Raw genomic sequence first — 18880 nt, forward strand, 5'->3', positions numbered from 1 at the left:
CAGCATGAGCACAATCATGACCCCGATTGACTGGCAACAGTGTGATGAACAACAACAGCAAGCGCTGCTGATGCGCCCGGCGATTTCTGCCTCGGCGAGCATCAGTGAAGTGGTGCGCGATGTGCTGACTAAAGTAAAGGAAGAAGGCGATGACGCCCTGCGTGAATTCAGCGCACGCTTCGACAAATCGCAGGTGGAAAACCTGCGCGTCACGCCTGAAGAGATGCAAGCCGCCAGCGATCGTCTGAGCGACAAGTTGAAGCAGGCGATGGCAGTGGCCGTCGGCAATATCGAAACGTTCCATAACGCGCAGATTCTGCCCGCGGTGGATATTGAGACCCAGCCGGGCGTGCGCTGCCAGCAGATCACCCGTCCGGTGAAGTCTGTTGGCCTCTACATTCCAGGTGGCTCTGCCCCACTCTTCTCTACAGTCTTGATGCTGGCAACGCCAGCACGTATCGCCGGTTGTGGTCGCGTGGCGCTCTGTTCACCTCCACCCATTGCCGATGAGATTCTGTATGCGGCACAGCTGTGCGGCGTAAAAGAAGTGTTTCAGGTAGGCGGTGCGCAAGCGATTGCTTCGCTGGCCTTCGGTACGGAAACGGTGCCCAAAGTGGACAAGATCTTTGGCCCAGGCAATGCCTACGTCACCGAGGCGAAACGTCAGGTGAGTCAGCGCTTAGATGGTGCCGCGATTGATATGCCTGCTGGCCCATCTGAAGTGTTGGTGATTGCTGATGAAGGCGCTACGCCAGCGTTTGTCGCTTCAGACCTGTTGTCGCAAGCCGAGCACGGCCCGGATTCACAGGTAATTCTATTAACCCCTTCGCTGAAACTGGCAGAAGGCGTGGCATTGGCAGTCGAAGAGCAGCTGGCGCAGTTGCCACGTGCGGCTACGGCACGCCAGGCACTGGAAAGTAGCCGTCTGATTGTGCTGCGCGATCTGGCGCAGTGTGTGGAAATCTCTAACCTGTATGGCCCGGAGCACCTGATCATTCAGACGCGCCAGCCGCGTGATCTGGTGGATGAGATCACCAGCGCCGGTTCGGTGTTCCTCGGTGACTGGTCTCCGGAATCAGCGGGTGATTACGCCTCAGGCACCAATCACGTATTACCGACTTACGGTTATACCGCCACCTGTTCAAGTCTGGGATTAGCCGATTTCCAGAAGCGTATGACGGTGCAAGAGTTGACGCCGCAAGGCTTCCTCAATCTGGCTGCCACCATTGAAACTTTAGCGGCTGCTGAGCAGCTGGAAGCCCACAAAAACGCCGTTACCCTGCGTGTTGCCGCGCTGAAGGAGCAAGCATGAGCATTGAAGATTTAGCCCGCGCTAATGTGCGCGCGTTGACGCCCTATCAATCTGCGCGTCGTTTGGGGGGTAACGGTGATGTGTGGCTGAATGCCAACGAATTCCCGCTGCCAGTGCCGTTTGAGCTGTCTCAGCAAACGCTGAACCGCTATCCGGAATGCCAGCCGAAGCTTGTGATTGAGCGCTATGCGGCTTTTGCCGGTTTATCGCCGGAGCAAGTGATTGTCAGTCGTGGTGCTGATGAAGGCATTGAGCTGTTAATGCGCGCCTTCTGTGAGCCGGGCAAAGATGCGATTCTGTTCTGCCCGCCGACATACGGCATGTACAGCGTCAGCGCGGAAACCATCGGCATTGAGTATCGTACCGTGGCGGCACTGGATGACTGGCAGCTGAATCTGCCGGCCATTGCTGAGCAATTAGACGGCGTGAAAGTGGTCTATATGTGCAGCCCGAACAACCCGACCGGCAACCTGATCAATCAAGACGATATCCGTAAACTGCTGGAGATGACCACCGGTAAAGCACTGCTGGTCGCCGATGAAGCCTATATCGAGTTTTGCCCGGAGGCGACTCTCGCCGGTTGGTTGAAAGAATATCCACATCTGGTGATCCTGCGCACGCTATCAAAAGCCTTTGCGCTGGCTGGCCTGCGCTGTGGCTTTACGCTGGCCAACAAGCCCGTGATCGACCTGTTGATGAAAGTGATCGCGCCTTACCCGCTGGCGACCCCGGTTGCTGATGTCGCAGGACAGGCGCTGAGCGAAGAAGGCATTGCGCTGATGCGTAAGCATGTCGCCGAACTCAACGCCAATCGTGCATGGCTGTTTGAACAACTGCCACAGCTGAACATGGTGCAGCAGGTGTTCCCGAGCGAAACCAACTACATTCTGGCGCGCTTCACTGATTCGCCAAAAGTATTTAAAACGCTGTGGGATCAAGGCATTATTCTGCGCGACCAAAACAAAAACCCCGGCCTTGCGGGATGCCTGCGCATCTCCATCGGCACCCGTGAAGAGTGCGAGCGCCTGATCGCCGCGCTGCAAGCCTTATCAGTGGAGCAAGCATGAGTCAGAAAACCCTTTTTATCGACCGCGACGGTACCATCATCTCTGAGCCGCCAACGGATTTTCAGGTTGATCGCATGGAGAAGCTGGCGTTTGAAAAAAACGCCATCCCTGCGCTGCTGGCCCTGCAAAATGCCGGCTATCAGCTGGTGATGATCACCAATCAGGACGGCCTGGGCACCGACAGCTTCCCGCAGGCTGATTTTGATGGCCCACACAACCTGATGATGCAGATCCTGACTTCGCAGGGCGTGAACTTCAGCGACATCCTGATCTGCCCGCATAAGCCGGAAGATAACTGCGATTGCCGCAAGCCGAAAACCAAAATGGTGGAAGCCTGGCTGGCACAAGGCGCACTGGATACCGCAAACAGCTACGTGATTGGCGATCGCCTGACCGATATCCAACTCGCGGAGAACATGGGTATTCAGGGCCTGCGTTACGGTGCCGAAGGCATTGACTGGGATGCGATTCAGGCACGCCTGACCAAGCGTGACCGCCACGCGCTGGTGCAACGCAACACCAAAGAGACGCAGATCAAAGTGGAAGTGTGGCTGGACCGCGAAGGCGGCAGCAAAATCAATACCGGTGTCGGCTTCTTTGACCACATGCTGGATCAGATTGCCGTACACGGCGGCTTCCGCATGAACATCGACGTGAAAGGCGATCTCTATATTGACGATCACCACACCGTGGAAGATACCGGTCTGGCGCTGGGTGAAGCGCTGCTGAAAGCGCTGGGCGACAAGCGAGGCATCGGCCGTTTCGGCTTCGTGCTGCCGATGGATGAGTGCCTGGCGCGCTGTGCACTGGATATCTCTGGCCGTCCGCACATCGAGTTTAAAGCCGAGTTTAGCTATCAGCGTGTCGGCGATCTCAGTACCGAGATGGTTGAGCACTTCTTCAGCTCCCTCTCCTACGCCATGATGAGCACCCTGCACCTGAAAACCAAAGGCAAGAACGACCATCACCGTGTGGAAAGCCTGTTTAAAGCCTTTGGCCGCACACTGCGCCAGGCAATTCGCGTGGATGGCAACACCCTGCCGAGTTCGAAAGGAGTGCTGTGATGAACGTGGTGATTCTCGATACCGGGTGCGCCAACCTTTCCTCCGTGAAGTGGGCGATTGAGCGCCTCGGCTATACGCCAGAAGTGAGCCGCGATCCGGATGTGGTGCTGCGTGCCGACAAGCTGTTACTGCCGGGCGTGGGCACTGCGCAAGCCGCCATGAACCAACTGCAAGAGCGTGACCTAATCGATTTGATCAAAGCCTGTACCCAACCCGTGCTGGGGATTTGCCTCGGTATGCAGTTGCTGGGACGTGGCAGCGATGAGAACGGCGGCGTAACCACGCTGGGCCTGGTGGATGAACCGGTCTCGCTGATGGATACCCAGGGTTTGCCATTGCCGCATATGGGCTGGAACCAGATCACCTCGCAGGCGGGCAATCACCTGTTCCGTAATATCCCTGACGGCAGCTACTTCTATTTTGTGCACAGCTACGCTATGCCGGTGAACGCCGCCACCATCGCCCAGTGCGATTACGGTCATCCGTTCACCGCCGCCCTGCAGAAAGATAACTTCTTCGGCGTGCAGTTCCACCCGGAGCGCTCTGGCAAAGCAGGCGCGCAGTTGCTGAAAAACTTCCTGGAGATGTGATGATTATCCCCGCATTAGATTTGATCGACGGCAAAGTGGTGCGCCTGCATCAGGGCGACTACGGCCAACAGCGCGACTACGGCAGCGATCCCTTACCGCGCCTGCAGGATTACGAACGTCAGGGCGCGGAAGTGCTGCACCTGGTGGATCTCACCGGTGCCAAAGATCCGGCCAAGCGCCAGATCCCTCTGCTCACCACCCTGCTGCGCGGCGTCAATGTGCCGGTGCAGGTCGGTGGTGGTATCCGCAATCGTGAAGACGTTGCAGCCTTGCTGGCTGCCGGCGCGACTCGCGTGGTGGTCGGTTCCACGGCTGTTAAGCAGCCGGAAGAAGTGAAAAGCTGGTTCAGCGAGTTCGGAGCAGATGCCATCGTGCTGGCACTGGATGTGCGCATTGACGCTAGCAATCGCAAAGAAGTGGCAATCAGCGGCTGGCAGGAAGCTGCGGGCGTAACGCTGGAAGAAGTGATTGGCTGGTATCAGCCGGTTGGCCTGAAGCACGTGCTGTGCACCGATATCTCCCGCGATGGCACCTTAAGCGGTTCCAACGTGGCGCTGTATAAAGAAGTGTCGGATGCCTTCCCGGATATTGCGTTCCAGAGTTCCGGTGGCATCGGCTCGCTGGAGGATATTGCGGCCTTACGAGGCAGCGGCGCGCAGGGTGTGATTGTCGGTCGCGCATTGCTGGAAGATAAATTCACCGTAGCGGAGGCGATTGCATGCTGGCAAAACGGATAATTCCTTGTCTCGATGTCCGTGACGGACAAGTGGTGAAAGGCGTCCAGTTCCGCAACCACGAAATTATTGGTGATATCGTGCCACTGGCGCAGCGCTATGCGCAGGAAGGCGCTGACGAGCTGGTGTTCTATGATATCACCGCCTCTTCCGATGGCCGTGTGGTGGATAAAAGCTGGGTGTCACGCGTCGCAGAAGTGATTGATATTCCGTTCTGCGTGGCGGGCGGTATCAAGAGTGAGGAGGATGCCGCGCGCATTCTGCAGTTCGGTGCGGATAAGATCTCCATCAACTCCCCGGCGCTGGCTGACCCTACGCTGATCACGCGTCTGGCAGATCGCTTTGGTGTGCAGTGTATCGTGGTGGGTATTGATACCTGGTTCGATGAAGCCACCGGCAAGTATCACGTCAATCAATATACCGGCGATGAATCACGTACCCGTGTCACCACCTGGGAAACCCTGGATTGGGTACAGGAAGTGCAGAAGCTAGGCGCGGGCGAAATCGTGCTGAACATGATGAACCAGGATGGCGTACGTAATGGCTACGATCTGGTGCAGCTGAAGAAAGTGCGTGAGGTATGTAAAGTGCCCCTCATCGCTTCTGGCGGCGCGGGCACCATGCCACACTTTCTCGAAGCCTTTGAACAGGCAAACGTTGATGGCGCACTGGCCGCTTCGGTGTTTCACAAACAAATTATCAATATCGGCGAGTTGAAAAACTTTCTGATCGACAACGGTGTGGAGATTCGCGCGTGTTAACTGCAGAACAACTGGCCAAACTGGATTGGGCCAAAACCGCGGGCATGATGCCCGTCATCGTCCAGCACAACGTTTCTGGCGAAGTGCTGATGCACGGTTATATGAATGAGGAAGCGCTGCAAAAGACGCTGGCGGAAGGCAATGTCACTTTCTTCTCTCGCACCAAAAACCGCTTGTGGACCAAGGGGGAAACCTCCGGTCACTTTTTGAAGGTCGCGAGCATCACGCCGGATTGTGATAACGACACCCTGCTAGTGCTGGCAAACCCGATTGGGCCAACCTGCCACCTTGGCACCTCAAGCTGCTTCTCACCGGCTGCGCCAGATTGGGCGTTCCTGTATCAGCTGGAGCAGCTGCTGGCTTCACGTAAGAGCGCCGATCCTGAGAGTTCTTACACCGCGAAACTCTATGCCAGCGGCACAAAGCGTATCGCGCAGAAAGTCGGTGAAGAAGGCGTGGAGACCGCACTGGCAGCCACAGTGAACGATCGTCACGAACTGACCAACGAAGCCTCTGATTTGCTGTATCACCTGATGGTGCTGCTGCAGGATCAAGACCTGGATTTGAGCACCATCATTAACAATCTGCGTGCGCGTCATAAATAGCGGATTGTGCAATAAGCTGCTCAAAATTGGCTTCAAAAGCGGGTTTTGAGCAGTATGCTTCTCAAATTAACGCGTGAATCTCATCGCAACTCACCGCGTGTTAATTACCCTCTTCACCCGGCACTTCGCTGCACAATCATGGCGCTTTATAAGGACGGTTCCTCTGTGACCACTCATGAAAAACTGATCGCCCTGCTCGACCAGCACAACGCCCGTTATCGCGTGATGGAACATCCCGCGACTGGCAAATGTGAAGCTGTTGCTGAGATTCGCGGGACGGAAGTGGGACAAGGCGCCAAAGCATTGGTGTGCCATGTCAAAGGTAACGGTATCAAACAGCATGTGCTTGCGGTTCTGCCAGCTGATCAACAGGCGGATTTGAGCAAAGTGGCTGAAGCGGTGGGTGGGCGTCGCGCTTCTTTGGCTTCTCCAGCAGAGGTGGACGCGTTAACGGGCTGTGTGTTCGGTGCGATTCCACCCTTCAGTTTTCATCCCGACCTGCGGTTGGTGGTAGACCCACTGCTGTTTGAACGCTACGACGAAATCGCCTTTAACGCGGGTCTGCTGGAAAAATCAGTGGTACTGAGTGTGGCGGATTATCGCACCATGCATAATGGTAACGTCATGAAAATAATCTGCTAATTGCCATGGCGGACAGTGATCGGTACTCTGCGTTATTCCACATCACGAAAAAGAAGACCGATATTATGGCAAGTTCTCGATTTACTGCCCGCCTGCGTCAGACGCTGGCGCTGGCTGTGCTGGCAGGTTGCGCATTTGGCGCACAGGCAAAGATTGAACAAGTACGCTTCGCGGTTGATCCAACCTATCCTCCTTTCGAATCCAAGACCCCACAGGGCAAGCTGGTTGGTTTTGATATCGACCTTGGCAATGCGCTGTGCGAGCAGATGCAAACCAAATGTGTGTGGGTAGAGAGCCAGTTCGATGGCATGATCCCGGCGCTGAAAGCCCGCAAGTTCGATGCCATCCTGTCGGATATGGGTATCACTGAAGAGCGTCTGAAACAGATCGACTTCACCGTTCCGCTCTATGATACGCACACCCAATTGATTGCACGCAAAGGCTCTGGCCTGCTGCCAACGGCTGAATCGCTGAAAGGCAAAACAGTTGGCGTTGAGCAGGGAACCGTGCAGGAGCGCTATGCACTGGCAAAATGGCAGCCACACGGCGTGAACGTGGTGCCTTACGGCGATCAGGCGCAGGTTGAAAGTGATTTGATCTCTGGTCGTCTGGATGTGGTATTTACCGATGCCGCTCAGGCAGCAAACGGCTTCCTGAAACACCCACAGGGCAAAGATTTCGAGCTGGCTGGCCCGATTGTTGAAGATCCGATTATCGGTCCAGGTACGGCGATTGGTTTGCGTAAAGGGGATGAAGTGCTGAAAACAGCCCTTGATAACGCCTTTGCTGAAATCAAGAAAAACGGCACCTTCGATAAGATTCAGAAGAAGTACTTCGCCACCGACATCTCGATCCAGCAGTAATCAATGTAGAGGCGGTCTCAAGGCCGCCCTATTCGCGCCGCTAACATGAGCGAGCGCAAATTTAGCGGCTTCATTTCCGCTCATTCTCACAGCAGCACTATAATTCCAATCAATAAAATTAATCAGGCACGACGTTCAACGTGCCGTAGATACAGGACATCGACCTCGTCATGCAACAACAACATCATCCTCTGCTAAGTGCTTCCCTCGGTACACAGCGCGAAATCGTCAGCTTCCATTTCGGTACCGATTCCCAGCAGCGCGTCTACATTCAGGCGGCACTGCACGGTGATGAACTGCCGGGTATGGCGGTGGCGTGGTATCTGAAACACAAGCTGCTGGCGCTGGAATCGGCCGGGCAGCTCAAATCCAAAATTACGCTGGTGCCGGTGGCAAATCCGCTGGCGATGGGGCAACACTGGCACGGCAGCCATTTGGGTCGATTCCATACGCTTTCAGGTCAGGATTTCAATCGCCGTTTCCCGGCATTAGGCGATACCCTGGCTGAAGAGTTGGCCGGTTCGTTGACACAGAGTGAATATGAGAACAAACGGTTGATCCGTGATGCCATTGATCGCCACTATCGAGACCGCGTTGCTCGTACCGAACTGGATGCGCAGCGCTTCACGCTAATGCGTATGGCCAGCCAGGCAGATTTGATGATTGATCTGCACTGCGACTGGGACGCATTGCCGCATCTCTACACGACCCCGCATGCGTGGCAGGATATCGAGCCTTTAGCGCGTTGGTTAGGTAGCGAAGTACAGCTTCTGGCCCAAATCTCTGGTGGCGAGCCGTTTGATGAAGCCTGCTGCGAGCCGTGGTTAACGTTGGCCGAGCGGTTTGGTGGTGAGTATCCGATGCCACGGGGTTTGTTACCGGTGACGCTCGAATTACGTGGTGTGGCGGATGTGTCGCCTGGACAAGCTGAGAAGGATGCGGATGCGATTATTAACGCGCTGATTGAAGGTGGCTACATTGCGGGTGACGTGGGTGAGTCCCCTGCTCTGATCAATCCTGCGACACCGCTGGCAGGTTGTGAGTATATCCATGCACCGCATTCTGGAATGCTGTTGAATCGCCGTGAGTTGGGTGAGTGGATCAAGCCGGGTGAAGTGGTAGCGGAGATTGTGGACCCGATTACCGACCAGGTGACGCCGCTGGTGGCAGAGTTTGGTGGGGTGCTGTATGCAAGGAACCTGATGAAGTTTGCTACGGCTGGGATGCTGGTGGTGCGGTTGGCGGGTGAAAATGCGGGCAGAGAGGGAGAGTTGCTGGTGGTTTGATGTACATTCAGGAGAGCATTAATTACTCGCAGCAACAATCATTATTGACATCAATTTTCTAATGTATTTCAAAAATTTTTAAGAATAAAATCTTTATGTCAATTGTAAAGATTACACGTAAAAGAAGGTTGACACACATTACATATCACCTTTATAAAAGGCGTTTTATTTACGTTGGACACTAAATTGAAACTCATAATTCAGATACCTTGCTTTAATGAAGCTGAAACTTTAGCGGTGGCTTTAGCAGAGCTTCCAAGACATGTTGAAGGCTTCGACAAAACAGAATGGTTAATCATAGATGATGGCAGTAAAGATGACACCGTTGAAGTTGCAAAAGCGTGCGGAGTAGACCACATAATAAAACACACGCATAATCAGGGCCTTGCGAAAGCATTCATGACGGGTCTGGATGCATGCTTGAAGGCAGGCGCCGATGTGATTATCAATACCGATGCTGATAATCAGTATAATGCCGCTGATATACCCAATTTAGTTAAACCTATTCTTTCTGGTGATGCTGAATTTGTCATAGGTGAACGACCGATTCAAGCTATTGAACATTTCTCACCCATAAAAAAATTCTTGCAAAAACTCGGAAGTACTGTTGTTCGCATGGCGAGCAAAACGAATATCCCTGATGCGCCAAGCGGTTTTCGCGCAATAACACGCAATGTAGCACAGCGTTTAGTGGTGTTTAGCGCTTACACTTATACACTGGAAACCATTATCCAGGCCGGCCAGCAAAATATAGCAATAGTCTCTGTACCAGTAGGCGTTAATGATGATCTTCGACCATCGAGATTGGTAAAGAGCATTACTTCTTACGTTAAAAGAAGCATTGCTACCATTTTTAGAATTTTTATCATTTACCGTCCGTTCAGATTTTTTGGAATAATGGGCACTCTGCTATTTTCACTGGGGTTCATTATCAGTGCAAGATTCCTCTACTTCTATTTTAATGGAAACGGCAGTGGTCATATTCAGTCATTAATTCTCGCCGCCGTTTTACTCGGAATGGGTTTCCAAACAATACTCATAGCCTTTATTGCCGATCTGTTAGCAGCGAATAGAAAATTACTAGAAGACATTCGCTATAAAACTAACGTTCAATTCTACAATTCTAAAGATGAAGATAATCAGTAAATGATATCTTTTATCAAAAAACATCTTAATAAAATAGGAAGCTTGTTAGCGTTGTGTGGAGTTTTGTTCTTAGGTATAAAACTTCACACATACAGCGCGAATATTAGCTTTAACCTGATACCCATTGAAAAATGGTGTTTGTTTATTTTACTAACATTAGCATATGGCATCCTGTGTCTGCTCAACGCTATTTCATGGAAATACAATCTAAAGCACTGTCATGTAACAATAAAGACGCTTGATAGCGTCTCGATTTATGGCGTTTCACAACTAGCCAAATATCTGCCAGGCAACGTATTCCAGTTTGCGGGTCGCCAGGCGCTTGGCATGGCAAATAAGATTAACGCAAAGGCTCTTGTTAAATCTACGTTTTGGGAGTTAGTTTTACTCTGTTTAGGTGGCGCTATTCTGTCAACGTTGATGATTACTATTTTGACGCCGTTTTTTACCCCTGCATCAGCCATTATCGCGACTATCATATTTATCGCAATATACCTGACATTGTTAAAACATTTTACCAGTATTCAATTGGCGAAAGCTGCATTCATAAACCTGGCGTTCACGTTAATATCAGGAGTATCTTTTTTACTTCTACTTAAAATTCTTAACTTCCCTATCGGAAACTTACAAGGCCATGAGGTTGTCGGTGCATATATCCTGGCATGGCTTATTGGATTAATTACACCCGGGGCACCAGCAGGTGTAGGCATCCGAGAAGTCATTCTTTTATACCTTTTTAAAGATGCCATAAGCAATGAGGATTTGCTACTGACTGTTTTGCTGGGGAGAGTAATGACGGTTTCTGGAGATTTTATCTTCTATGTCATCGCGCTGATATGTGGATATATAAAGAAAAGCAGGAGTATAAATAATGCTTAAGTATAACAAAAAAATAATTTATTTACCCTATGCAATATTTGTGTTTATTTGTATTAACTGCTTTTATGGCTCAATTCCATTCCTGTCAATTCCAACTTTAGGTCAAGCAGTTTGGACCAGTGGCTTTGCTAAATCTCTATCCCATAATTCATTCATTCTGGATTTCTTCGCACGGGATATAGGTTACCCACATCCGGCAGCTATCGCCTTTGGTTTAAGTGGCGCCTGGGTCCAGTCCCTTTTCATTCGCATGGGTTTCGAAGTATCTGATGCCTATTCAATGATGAACATTTTCTGGCTCGCTGTGGCTTTTGTAGGATGCATTAAATTTACTATAAAGTTTAATGTACCCAAGCCCACCCAACCAATACTTGTTGCAGTATGGTTTTCAATGCCGATTGTATCCCAACATCTAGGCTATAGCATGCTAGCCCTGGGAATTGCATTATTGCCGACTTATATCTATGCGGCAATATGTCTGGCTGAAGTAGAAATAATAAAAACCAAAAAAGTCATTCTCCTTTCAACCCTCTACCTACTGTTAACAATCATCTCCGTATTTATGGATGGTTATACGTTTGTTATGTTCGCATGCGCAGCCAGCCTGATACTATTGAGTTCAATATTAAAAAGTAATTCCGAGTGGAAATCATCAACTACAAAGTTTTTCTTGCATCTAAGTTGTTTTTTAGTTTCATATCTCCTCTACATTAGTTTTATCGGGAAAAGTAACTTTACGCCATCAAGTGAAGATTATTTCCGAAGTTGGGGGTTAGACTTAAGTTTCTTAATATTCCCTACAATGGGAAAAAACTGGATTTTAGATCTGATCGGTTATTCAACAGGCCGTTCCGAAAAATTATTTTTTGGTGATTCATCAGTTTGGATTACAACTTTCAGCTTACCATTAATATTGGTAGGAATTTATTCATTCTTTAAGGTCAAAACGCAAAGTAAATATGCCATTCCACTGCTGTTAGTTACTTTACTTTCCTTTTATATGGCAATGGGCCCTTCGGTTAAATTCGACAGTACCCGAACCAACAGTCGTGAAGAGCAAGCAATAGCAATAACTGACATGCCCGCATCAAGTGCTGTTATACCCACGGGTAATGCAGTTCTGAGCAAATTACCTGGGTTTAATGCAATGAGAGCAACATATCGCTGGCTTGCATTAAGCCTGGCGTGCCTCTGGCTTCTTTTGGTCATCTACGCAGGCACTGATAAGAAGAATAAAAACTTCATTTTCCTATCATGTATAATTTTAATTGCTCTAAACTTACCAAATGTAAACTCAACCTTGAGCTCTAAAAAGTCTTACAAAGCAATGTTTGATAATATTAATAATGAATTAATTTCAAAGATTGCAAATAAAACTTCCGATGGAGAAAGAGTTGTCTTTCTGCCTATTGGCAATGACTTCCTGATTAATTACGTCGCTCCGATGGCAAACATTAAAGCTTTCAACATTGGTGGTGATAAAAATCTGGAAGAAGCCAAACATTATTGGCCGTTGGAAATTCGAAACTTTAACGAATTATCTGATGACCGACGCGTTAATACAATTGAAAACATGCTACTCAAAGACGAAGTTGATGCTGTTATTATTCCTTACATAGATATGCTATGGAGCGCGCATGTCTGGCCATGTAAAGCAATGCCACATGATAATCAAGCATCTGATGACAGCAATGATTTAAGCATTGATGATTATCCTGCCGATTCTCAGTGCCCTAATTATTATCGCGAACATTACCGGCCTTTAGTTAAATTATTATCTGAACATCCAAACCTAATTGTTTCCAATGATGATTTATTTACAATAATTAGACTGAACAATACTTATCAAGATGATGCAGTGCGGGAAAAGTATTTATCAAACCATATCCAAACATATGAATATCCGCTCATTCTCAATTCTGAGCATTCAAATGTGACATTCTTAATGGATGGAATATGGCATAACCTTGAAAGCGATCAGGTATGGACTGGCAAAGACTTCGGAATAACTTTACCGGTTCCTGATAAATGTAATCGCGAAAAATGTGAAGTTAGTTTCACCATGAAGGCCTTCTCAGCCAGTGTTAAAAATCCATATGTCATGGAAATTAGCACTCAAACAGCAAAAGGGTTAATGCACAAATCGGTAACAATTTTAGATAACACGATGAATGATATTATCATTCCATTATCTGCTAAAAATACCCAGCGTATCGAATTTAGCGTTCCGCAGGCTACTTCACCTCGTAAACTAGGTATTAGTGATGATAACCGCATATTAGGTATGGCAGTAAGTGAAATAAAACTTGTGGATGATGAGTCACGGAAAAATGAAATAACAAAAATAGAAAAATCATTAGCGCCAGTAAATTACCCTATTCTTGTAACATCTAACGATCCCAAGGTAAAAGCTATTTTATCCGGTCAATGGAATGATATCGAAGATGACCATGTTTGGTCAGGAAGAGATTTTTCATTACTTTTGCCAGCAGATAAATCATGTATCCAGCAAGTGTGTAAACTCGCCATTACCTTTAGTATGTTTAATGCAAGCATTGAAAAACCTGCAAAACTGACTGTACATTATATTAATTGGTCAGGTGAACAGATAGATCGAAGTATTACAATAACAGACTCAGGACAGCAGAAGTTGTTGATATCGCCCATGAAATCAAATTTTTCCAAAATTGATTTTCATGCTGACTCTGCTGAATCCCCTTTTGAGGCAGGTCTAAGTAATGACTCAAGAACGTTGGGGATGGCGTTGAAAGAAATAGACATTGAAAAATAAATCCAAAAAATAAAAACCTTGGTGTGATGCTCCACTCCACGTGGAGCATCAAGAAAAAATTAAAATCTATTTAGAAAAAAATCATTAGCCACATTTATGATATTTCCGATTGATAGATCGGAAAAATAACATTTAAAGATCTTTGTTAGCTTAAATTAAAGGTTGCTTTACAATGAATAAAATAGTCTCCATACACTATTTACGAGGAATTGCTGCCCTACTTGTGGTTGCATATCATAACAAAACCAGTGGATATGAAGCTTCAGGAAACCAAGATATCTTTGAGTATCTATTCAAAGGTGGTGCTTTTGGGGTAGATCTGTTTTTTATCATAAGTGGCTTTATCATTGCGTACTCAACAAAAGAAAACACAGAGAACAATCTTCTAAACTTCACTTTAAAGCGACTTTTTAGAATCTACCCGATATTAATTGTCGCAATTACAATATATATATTTATTAACCCTGTGTACTCGTCTGAAGAAATTTTACGATCTTACTTTTTTATTAATCGCGATTATAGCAAAGCAGCACCATTTTTCGGATACAACGTGCTTTTCCCAGCATGGTCATTAAGTTACGAAATGTATTTTTATTTCGTTTTTGCTTTAGCCATGGGAATTAGTCACCCGAAAAGAATTTTAATAACATCGGCCTTACTTATCATTCCAGCTTCAATACTACAATTATATTTCAATGCTGGCATTAGTTTAAATGGCAACATGCATCTGCAAGATACCAATATAACTCCATTGAATTTTTTCGCATCACCCATGATGTTTGAGTTTGTAGTTGGTATGCTTTTATTTAAAATAATGGATTACTTTGAAGGTTTTAAATATTATAAATCAGTTTCATTAATATTACTTTTATCTTTCCTTACCTGCTACTTTACCACTTTCCGTTTTGCTGTAGGGTTGTACGGATTTGGTAGCTGGGCAATACTACTCATCGTTGCCGCGTTACTATTTGAGAAGAATCATGGCTTAAAAGAAAGTAGAATTCTTACGTTTTTTGGTGATATTTCATACTCTCTCTATCTTGTTCATGCCATCACCATGCAGATTTTGATGAAATACCACGACCATGTACCATTCTATGGAAAAAACTCGCCACTTAAATTTTTAGTGATTTTATTAACCTCGATTGTACTTGCGTGGATATTACACCATGTCATTGAAAAACCTATGCTAAGGGTGGGCAAGCTAGCATTAAATAAAGCGAAAAAATTTAAAAAAAACATAAGTATCAATGATGTTTAAAATAAAAAAAGGCTTAATGCTAAGCATTAAGCCTTATATTCCCTATGTCGTTTGTATCTAATAGTAATTAATCCAGCCACTCAGTATGGAATACACCTTCTTTATCAGTACGCTTGTAAGTGTGCGCACCGAAGTAGTCACGTTGAGCTTGAATCAAGTTCGCTGGCAGAACTTCAGAGCGATAGCTGTCGTAGTAAGCGATAGCTGCTGAGAAGGTTGGTGTCGGAATACCGTTTTGGATAGCGTAAGAAACGACATCACGCAGTGCTTGCTGGTACTCATCAGCGATATTTTTGAAATACGGGTCAAGCAGAAGGTTAGCAATTGCCGTATTGTTTGCATAAGCATCAGTGATTTTCTGAAGGAACTGGGCACGAATGATGCAGCCCGCACGGAAGATTTTAGCAATCTCACCATAATGCAGGTCCCAGTTGTTCTCCTCAGATGCTGCCCTTAACTGTGAGAAGCCCTGTGCATAGGAAACAATTTTGCCCAAATACAACGCGCGACGCACTTTTTCTACAAATTCAGCTTTATCTCCCGTAAATTCCTGGGCTTTAGGCCCCGTCAGGACCTTAGAAGCAGCAACACGTTGAGATTTCAGGGAAGATAGATAACGCGCAAACACTGACTCAGTGATCAACGAGAGAGGTTCACCAAGATCAAGGGAGCTCTGACTCGTCCACTTACCTGTGCCTTTGTTGGCCGCCTCATCCAAAATCACATCTACAAGGTACTTACCTTCATCATCTTTCTTCGTGAAGATATCTTTGGTGATATCGATTAAGTAGCTGCTCAGCTCACCGTTGTTCCATTCAGTAAAGGTGCGCGCAAGAGCTTCGTTGTTCAGACCCAGCGCACCTTTAAGTAATGCGTAGGCTTCAGCAATCAGTTGCATGTCGCCATATTCAATACCATTGTGGACCATCTTAACATAGTGGCCTGCGCCATTTGGTCCAATATAGGCAACGCAAGCCTCGCCATCTTCTGCGCGCGCAGCAATTTTATCGAAAATCGGGGCAACCAACTCATAAGCTTCTTTTTGTCCGCCAGGCATGATTGAAGGACCTTTTAACGCACCTTCTTCACCACCTGAAACGCCAGTGCCAATGAAGTTAAAGCCTTGATCAGAGAGTTCTTTATTACGACGAATAGTGTCTTTATAGAAAGTGTTACCGCCATCAATAAGGATATCGCCCTTGTCCAGATGCGGTGTCAGGGAAGCGATAGTTTTGTCGGTAGCTTCACCGGCTTGAACCATTAGCAAAATGCGGCGTGGTTTTTCTAGTGATTCAACAAACTCTTCTACGGTGTAAAATGGCGCGAGTTTCTTGCCCTGATTTTCTGCGATGACTTCATCAGTCTTTTCACGTGAACGGTTGAAGATAGAAACAGTGTAACCACGGCTCTCGATGTTTAAAGCCAGATTACGTCCCATCACTGCCATACCAACCACACCGATTTGTTGCTTGGACATTATCTACTCCTGTCTGAAGGTCTCATCACCAGACACATTCTGCTGGTGAACAAAGGTGGAAATTATGTTAACTCACTATAGACATCTTCGGGTAGTGATTGATGCTAATTTCATTAATTGCACACACCGACAAATATACTATTTTATCAATGATTTATATAAACATTGGTAAGCGGAGACCATTTTTTCACCGGTAAAATGTTCCCGGTAACGTTTATAAGCCCTATCCCCGTAAGTTGTTGCCAATGCCGGGTTTTCCCACAATGTTTCTAAGGCTATGGCTAACGCTTCTGGGTCAGAAGGAGGAACAACAATCCCTGTCTCTTGATGGATGTTAATCCATGAAGTCCCGGTACCTATCTCGCTTGAGATTAAAGGCTTGCTAAACATCGCCCCTTCAAGCAGAGATATCCCAAATGCCTCTGACCTCAAGTGCGATGGAAAAACCATTGCATAGCTGAGATGTAATAAAGCTATTTTATCAACGTCATCTAACGCACCCAGGAAAATTATATTCTGGAGCCCCAATGCATCGACTTGCAATTTCAATTCATCTTGAATTGGTCCGGAGCCCACAATGACAATTGGGTAATCCTTTTTCTTATTAGCCTCTAATAATATATGTAACCCTTTATAATATCGAAGTGTGCCAACAAAAAGAAAAAAACGCTCGGGTAGCCTGGCACGCCACGAATCTAGAGCCGCGGGATCGGGTAATTCATATCCCGCTTGGTTAATTCCTATAGGAATTACGTCAACCTTATCAATATATTTTTTTAATGTTGGGCTTGTTTCTACATAATTCGGTGAAGTAGCAACTATTTTGTCCACTGATGACATAAACTTATGCATCAAAGGGGTGTAGATTTTCAGTAAATTCTTTTGCCTAACAATATCAGAATGATAGCTTACCACCGTTGGCTTGTTTATCTTGCAGATAAAGTGCAAAACATCCATAAATGGCCATGGAAAGTGGTAGTGAATGATATCAGCTTCATTGGCGAGTTTTTTAAATAATGATAGTGCTCGAAGTGAAAATGGACTTGATGCTAACGAGAATTCCGCATGAATTCTGAAAGCTTTATGAGAGGCTATTGTTGCATTGAGATCTGTATCTCCCGGGGTCAAAGAGAGAACAGTAGTTTCAATCTCGCTATTTTTCGACCCTTCGGCGAGTTGAAATATAACCTGTTCAATGCCACCGAAAGTATCGGGATAATAAGTTTTATAAAAATGGAGAACTTTTATCATAACTGATTTAATTCTTTATAAACTTTCATTGTTTTCTGGGCACATTTTTCCCAACTGAAACGTTTGGCATGAGTGATTCCCTGCTCGATTACATGTTTTCTGAGATCATCAGAGCACAGGGCAATTTCGAGCTGACTACGTATACCCTCAACATCACCGGCATCATGAAATAACGAATGTTCACCGGCGACTTCAGGCAGTGAAGAATTATTTGAGCATACCACCGGCACTCCAGATTGCAGAGCCTCTAAAACAGGCAATCCAAATCCTTCATAATTACTGGGGAAGCAAAAAACTTTAGCTGCACTGTATAGCAATGGGATATCTGAATTAGGAATGTATCCAAGGTAGATCAACCATCCCTCACGTTGTGCTTTTTCAATTCTTAAAAGAATTTGCTCGTTTCTCCATCCTTTGAATCCACTGATGACGAGTGGAAAAGCAAGCCTGAGCTCAGTTGGCATGGATTCATAAGCATCTATCAGAGATATTATGTTTTTTCTCGGCTCAATAGTGCCGATAAAAAGCGAGTAGCCTTGATAATTTAATTTGTATTTTTTTAATACCGGTAATGTTTGTAACTCATCTCGGGGATAGAAATTATCAGATGCTGCCAAATGTGTCGTTTTGATTTTTTCACTTGGAAAATCGAAATGTTCACTTAGTTCTTTTTTAATGTAATCCGAAACAGTGATGATAAAATCACTACGTTCGAGTCCTTTCAAAATTTCTTGTTGAGTGTACCTACACCTTTTGGGCTCAAAATAGTCGGGGTACTTGAATGGACTCAAATCATGAAATGTACTTATTTTTTTAGCCTTGTGCTCTGGCAAAAAAAAATTGGGCCCATGGTAGATATAGTCACTATAACGAGATAACACTCGTTTTTTTATTTTTGGCGAAAGTGTTTGATAAATTTTTATTGCAGCAGTACTGTTTTTTAGAATATTTTTCAGCCCGTGCGATACGGTTATAGATGAATTTTCATCTGGTATAGTTTGAACGATTTTTTTTCCATCAAAGTATAGAAGATGTTCAATTTCATCGGTTTTTTCTATGGCTCTTGCTAATTCGTATGTATAACGACCAATGCCAGTTAAGGGATATTTGATTGGTTCTACAGAGAGAATAACCTTCATAAATTCCTCAAG

The 18880-nt window shown here is 46.5% G+C and carries 17 protein-coding genes; 14 read left to right on the forward strand and 3 right to left on the reverse strand.

Annotated features, from left to right (window positions below; all coding sequences use genetic code 11):
* The first annotated feature begins 4 nt into the window (after positions 1–4).
* From hisD to AC6I8L_RS12540, 14 genes are all read left to right on the forward strand, one after another.
* The gene (hisD, locus tag AC6I8L_RS12475) at positions 5–1312 is read left to right on the forward strand and encodes a histidinol dehydrogenase (protein WP_058962039.1); all 1308 of its coding nucleotides are present in this window, start codon (positions 5–7) and stop codon (positions 1310–1312) included.
* Positions 1309–2379, forward strand: coding sequence for a histidinol-phosphate transaminase (hisC, locus tag AC6I8L_RS12480; protein WP_058962038.1), 1071 nt, complete (start codon positions 1309–1311; stop codon positions 2377–2379). Before hisD ends, hisC begins: the two co-directional genes overlap by 4 nt.
* The gene (hisB, locus tag AC6I8L_RS12485) at positions 2376–3443 is read left to right on the forward strand and encodes a bifunctional histidinol-phosphatase/imidazoleglycerol-phosphate dehydratase HisB (protein WP_097116671.1); all 1068 of its coding nucleotides are present in this window, start codon (positions 2376–2378) and stop codon (positions 3441–3443) included. The genes hisC and hisB overlap by 4 nt, the downstream gene beginning before the upstream one ends.
* A complete protein-coding gene (gene hisH / locus AC6I8L_RS12490; protein WP_034824743.1) occupies positions 3443–4033 on the forward strand; it encodes an imidazole glycerol phosphate synthase subunit HisH in 591 nt (196 codons plus the stop codon). Before hisB ends, hisH begins: the two co-directional genes overlap by 1 nt.
* On the forward strand, positions 4033–4770 hold the full coding sequence (gene hisA, locus AC6I8L_RS12495) for a 1-(5-phosphoribosyl)-5-[(5-phosphoribosylamino)methylideneamino]imidazole-4-carboxamide isomerase (RefSeq protein WP_058962037.1): 738 nt from the start codon (positions 4033–4035) through the stop codon (positions 4768–4770). The genes hisH and hisA overlap by 1 nt, the downstream gene beginning before the upstream one ends.
* Entirely contained in the window at positions 4752–5528 is a 777-nt protein-coding gene (gene hisF, locus AC6I8L_RS12500) for an imidazole glycerol phosphate synthase subunit HisF (protein WP_058962036.1), read from the forward strand. Before hisA ends, hisF begins: the two co-directional genes overlap by 19 nt.
* Positions 5522–6133: a bifunctional phosphoribosyl-AMP cyclohydrolase/phosphoribosyl-ATP diphosphatase HisIE gene (gene hisIE / locus AC6I8L_RS12505; protein WP_058962035.1), complete on the forward strand. Its 612-nt coding sequence runs from the start codon at positions 5522–5524 to the stop codon at positions 6131–6133. Before hisF ends, hisIE begins: the two co-directional genes overlap by 7 nt.
* 138 nt (positions 6134–6271) lie before the next feature.
* Positions 6272–6775: a YbaK/prolyl-tRNA synthetase associated domain-containing protein gene (locus AC6I8L_RS12510; RefSeq protein WP_058962034.1), complete on the forward strand. Its 504-nt coding sequence runs from the start codon at positions 6272–6274 to the stop codon at positions 6773–6775.
* A 65-nt stretch (positions 6776–6840) separates the two neighbouring features.
* Positions 6841–7638, forward strand: a complete 798-nt coding sequence (locus AC6I8L_RS12515) for an ABC transporter substrate-binding protein (protein WP_058962048.1) — start codon at positions 6841–6843, stop codon at positions 7636–7638.
* 170 nt (positions 7639–7808) lie between these two features.
* Positions 7809–8924 (forward strand): succinylglutamate desuccinylase/aspartoacylase family protein, encoded by a 1116-nt coding sequence (locus AC6I8L_RS12520; RefSeq protein ID WP_058962033.1) that lies wholly within the window; start codon positions 7809–7811, stop codon positions 8922–8924.
* A 186-nt stretch (positions 8925–9110) separates the two neighbouring features.
* Positions 9111–10070 (forward strand): glycosyltransferase family 2 protein, encoded by a 960-nt coding sequence (locus AC6I8L_RS12525; protein WP_058962047.1) that lies wholly within the window; start codon positions 9111–9113, stop codon positions 10068–10070.
* The gene (locus AC6I8L_RS12530) at positions 10071–10949 is read left to right on the forward strand and encodes a lysylphosphatidylglycerol synthase domain-containing protein (protein ID WP_058962032.1); all 879 of its coding nucleotides are present in this window, start codon (positions 10071–10073) and stop codon (positions 10947–10949) included.
* Positions 10942–13740, forward strand: a complete 2799-nt coding sequence (locus AC6I8L_RS12535; RefSeq protein WP_480344441.1) for a hypothetical protein — start codon at positions 10942–10944, stop codon at positions 13738–13740. The genes AC6I8L_RS12530 and AC6I8L_RS12535 overlap by 8 nt, the downstream gene beginning before the upstream one ends.
* A gap of 172 nt (positions 13741–13912) precedes the next feature.
* On the forward strand, positions 13913–15001 hold the full coding sequence (locus AC6I8L_RS12540) for an acyltransferase family protein (protein ID WP_480344442.1): 1089 nt from the start codon (positions 13913–13915) through the stop codon (positions 14999–15001).
* A gap of 67 nt (positions 15002–15068) precedes the next feature.
* Here AC6I8L_RS12540 and gnd read toward each other — a convergent pair whose 3' ends face one another.
* The 3 genes from gnd to AC6I8L_RS12555 form a co-directional block, all read right to left on the reverse strand.
* On the reverse strand, positions 15069–16478 hold the full coding sequence (gene gnd / locus AC6I8L_RS12545; RefSeq protein ID WP_058962028.1) for an NADP-dependent phosphogluconate dehydrogenase: 1410 nt from the start codon (positions 16476–16478) through the stop codon (positions 15069–15071).
* Positions 16479–16616: 138 nt separating this feature from the next.
* Positions 16617–17729, reverse strand: a complete 1113-nt coding sequence (locus tag AC6I8L_RS12550) for a glycosyltransferase family 4 protein (protein WP_286120026.1) — start codon at positions 17727–17729, stop codon at positions 16617–16619.
* Positions 17726–18868 carry a glycosyltransferase family 4 protein gene (locus AC6I8L_RS12555; protein ID WP_498013928.1) on the reverse strand — a complete coding sequence of 381 codons (1143 nt, stop codon included), beginning with the start codon at positions 18866–18868 and terminating at the stop codon, positions 17726–17728. The genes AC6I8L_RS12550 and AC6I8L_RS12555 overlap by 4 nt, the downstream gene beginning before the upstream one ends.
* Positions 18869–18880 lie beyond the last annotated feature (12 nt).

The organism is Type-E symbiont of Plautia stali (genome assembly GCF_059731115.1).